Here is a 3,148-nt window from a genome sequence, read left to right as displayed (position 1 = left end):
CTCTCGGCACTTATTGCCGTCGCAGTGCTCAAGTACGTCTGTCACGCAGAATGGAAGGACCGCCTTAAGCACCTCAACAAGCCCCGCGACGTCGGGATACTCCACCCACATGCCGCCTTCCCTGGCCTCCATAACCGCCATGCGGCGAATTACGACAGGCCCGTACCTCACCACCTTCTCTGTGCTCATGGGGTGGGCTCCTTTCGCTTAGGCTCAAAGCAATCGGCGCACGGGGTGATGAACACCCGGCGATCCTTCCTTTCATACGGGTTGTCCCGCTCAAACGGGTGATCAGTTCTACGGCTCATCGTCATGTACGAGGTGCTCGGAAGATCGTTACCGCATGACGGGCACACAGCCGTGATCGAGAAGTTGATGTCGTAGCCGCTCATGCGCTGGCCCCTAGGCGGGAGAGGGCGTTAGTGATGCGACCCAGTGCGTCGTGGTGGGACTGCTCGTCGCTAGAGAGCGCATCGATGCACTGTAAAAGAGCCGAACGCGCGTCTTCTGCCGCCTCGATCAACTCGGCCACTACAGCGTCGCGCTTAAGACTGTTGGCGTAAGCCAAGATCGCAGCACGGCGACGACCGCGAACGCTTTCGGCCAGGCCGATCAGTTCCTCTGCCGTGAACGGCTCCGTCAGTTCAAAAGCCTTCCTCTCGGTATCCATAGCGGCCTCAGTAGTGGGAGTGGGGGCGGAAGTGCTCATGCTGCGTTCTCCTGATCGGGGCAGAGCGGCGTGTTGTTGCGGTGCCATTCCGCGTGGTGTTTAGTGCATAGCCACCGGACATCCAGTGGCTTGCTGTAGTCGTCGTGGTGCGCCTGGGCTCTCTCGTTTCCGCAGACTTCGCATGGACAACGCACGATCAATCCATCCCTAAGCGCGTTGTTTACTAAGTTGTGTGCTCGGCGCTTTATTGGATTTCGCTCGATGTATCGCCTTCTCGCGGCATAGACCCTGGCTTTACCGCGATCAGTTTTGGCATACGCCTCCCTGGCTTCCACTCGGTGAGGGGCCATAGAGCGCGTTTTCTCGTATGCGCGATAGCGTTCGATATGCTCGTGGTAGTTAGACCTAACGTCTGCCTTAGTGCATTCCTTGCATTTGCCCATGAAGCCATCTCGCATTGCTGCGTTGACGTAGAATTCTTCATGGGGCTTAAAGTACTTGCACTTAAAGCAGGCTTTCATATATCTACCTCAAAACGGGATTTCCGAATCGGACTCATCGAAGCTGCTCGACTGCTGCTGCCCACGTGCCGGGCGCTGACGCTGCTGGCCCTGGTCTTCCTTCTTGTCCTCGGGGAACAGGCTAATCTTCCCGTCGAACCAGTTGCCCACCGGGACGGCGTGCAGTTCGATGGAGATCCCGCCGTCGTCCCACTGCGTGGCACGGCCGAGGTTCACCCAGGCTTTCTTTTCTTCGCCGTCGCGGGTGGTGTAGGGGCGGCCAGCGGCCACGTTGAAACGCTTGGTCGGGGTGCTCATTAGGCGGCTTCCTTCATCTGGCGGAGTTCTTCGACAATGGCGGACACTTCATCGTTGGCCTTCTCGCAGGCTTCGCGAAGCTCCTTGATGGCTTTCTCGTCTCGGGTAACGCGGGCGATGGCGAGTTGCAGGCCATCGGGGAAGCGGGGATCAAAGCTGGTCACGTCGCACCATTCACGCTCGGCGACCCAAAGCTGGCCCTGCACCTGCCACCGGTATTCAAGGGCGTGCATTCCGTCGCGCAGGTAGGCGAGGTGCTTTGCCTGACTAGCAGGGCACTTCAGTTCGACCATGCCGTCATCGTCTACGAGCCCGTCAGGCGACACGCCGACGAAATTCAGATCGCGGCAAACGATGAAACCCACCTCCGTCACCAGATCGCCCGTGTGGGCCTCGTAGGCCCCCCGAGCGATAGGCTCAAGTTCCTTACCCCGACGCATCGCGTCGTTCTCGTAGGTCTGCTCCGGCTGCCCCGTTAGGCGTTCCAGCGCAATCGAGGTGATGAGGTTGGCGCGGGATGCTGATGGCCCGGACTTCGTAATCGCCATTAGGTCCGCAAAGCGCGATCCCGTGAACTTGCCGCAGCGAGCGGCGAACCACTCAGGCGTGCCCTGGTTCATGCGTTGCCCTCCTGATCGGCCAGCATCTCGTCTGCCGAGTTGGCGATGCTTTGGAACATGGACACCTTGTCTTTGACCAACTCGCGCTCGGCCTTGGTCATCTCGTCCTTCCAGAAGGTCCGGAAACTGTCCGTGCCCTTGGCCGCAGCCGTCTTGCACCTCTCGATAGCGGCATCGCGCTCCGGGCTGTCCTCGGGGATGGCCTGCTGGACCGCCTGAGCAACCTTGCTCGGCTGACGGCCCACAATCTCCGCCACGACTTCCTCGGGAAGATCTTCGATGTCTTGCGTGAAGATGTCAGAGGCGGCGGTGGCGGTGATGACCGCATCCACCTGGGCGCGCTTCTTAGCCATCTTGAGGATGGTGTTAGCCACGTCGGCCGGGTTGGTGCGGACCTGCTTCTTCTTCTCCACCTTTCCCTGGTACTTGGAGAACTTGACGCGGCGGCGATTCTCCGGCGTCAGGTCGAATTCCTCGTCACAGATCGCAGCACGCCACGCGTACTTGTCTTCGTGACTGCTGCACTCGCCAATACCCGCCCCGACGAAGGAGCCGTTAGGAGAGAGCAGGTTGACCGTCACGCGGTAGGCCACCTCGCCGTTCTGCGACAGGTCTTCCACTTCGGGCTTGGCGGCAAGACGGAAGGTCGCCATCAGCTTCTCGGCACCGGCTTTGTACAGACTCTTGGACTTCGTGCCAGGAATCGTGCCGAAGTGCGTACCGTCCTTCATGACCTCAAGCATCACGTCCTGCATTAGGTTAACGTGGGCGCGAACATCCGCTGCGGTCAGAGACCTCGCCCCGTATGCCTCGACCGCAGGCTGGAATTGAACGATCTGATTCATTACGAATTCTCCGCCGACTGACGGGTCGGCTCCGTGTTGGAATTAGTTGCGCGTTACTGGTGTCAGGACATGCGCGGGAACCCAGGAGTACGCCACCAGCTAGCGTTAGATGTGGGCCTCAGCCTCGACCCGGGAGATATAAAAGTGGATTCCGTTGGAACATTCGTCCTGCCAGTCCTCGTCGAACGAGTCAGG

General features: G+C 59.7%; 5 protein-coding genes. All 5 read right to left on the bottom strand.

Features of this window, described 5'->3' with window-relative positions; genetic code table 11:
* Positions 1-189: hypothetical protein (locus tag ACQKIE_RS19175; protein ID WP_427462161.1), on the bottom strand; the 189-nt coding region annotated here is incomplete at its 3' end.
* A 199-nt stretch (positions 190-388) separates the two neighbouring features.
* Positions 389-709, bottom strand: coding sequence for a hypothetical protein (locus ACQKIE_RS19170; RefSeq protein WP_427462159.1), 321 nt, complete (start codon positions 707-709; stop codon positions 389-391).
* Positions 710-1,200: 491 nt separating this feature from the next.
* Complete coding sequence (locus ACQKIE_RS19165) at positions 1,201-1,488, bottom strand: hypothetical protein (protein WP_427462157.1); 288 nt, start codon at positions 1,486-1,488, stop codon at positions 1,201-1,203.
* Positions 1,488-2,108 (bottom strand): lambda exonuclease family protein, encoded by a 621-nt coding sequence (locus ACQKIE_RS19160; protein ID WP_427462155.1) that lies wholly within the window; start codon positions 2,106-2,108, stop codon positions 1,488-1,490. The genes ACQKIE_RS19165 and ACQKIE_RS19160 overlap by 1 nt, the downstream gene beginning before the upstream one ends.
* Positions 2,105-2,953 (bottom strand): hypothetical protein, encoded by an 849-nt coding sequence (locus ACQKIE_RS19155; RefSeq protein ID WP_427462153.1) that lies wholly within the window; start codon positions 2,951-2,953, stop codon positions 2,105-2,107. The genes ACQKIE_RS19160 and ACQKIE_RS19155 overlap by 4 nt, the downstream gene beginning before the upstream one ends.
* Positions 2,954-3,148 lie beyond the last annotated feature (195 nt).

Source organism: Luteibacter sp. NPDC031894, from assembly GCF_050273135.1.
In the GTDB taxonomy this organism is placed as follows: Bacteria; Pseudomonadota; Gammaproteobacteria; order Xanthomonadales; family Rhodanobacteraceae; genus Luteibacter.
The sequence above is the reverse complement of the archived record's forward strand: the minus strand, read 5'-3'. Positions and strand labels throughout refer to the sequence as shown.

Excerpts from the sequence above, each read along its gene's own strand:
- ACQKIE_RS19160 (WP_427462155.1), bottom strand. The coding sequence starts at position 2,108 with ATGAACCAGGGCACGCCTGAGTGGTTCGCCGCTCGCTGCGGCAAGTTC.
- ACQKIE_RS19165 (WP_427462157.1), bottom strand. The coding sequence starts at position 1,488 with ATGAGCACCCCGACCAAGCGTTTCAACGTGGCCGCTGGCCGCCCCTAC.
- ACQKIE_RS19155 (WP_427462153.1), bottom strand. The coding sequence starts at position 2,953 with ATGAATCAGATCGTTCAATTCCAGCCTGCGGTCGAGGCATACGGGGCG.
- ACQKIE_RS19170 (WP_427462159.1), bottom strand. The coding sequence starts at position 709 with ATGAGCACTTCCGCCCCCACTCCCACTACTGAGGCCGCTATGGATACC.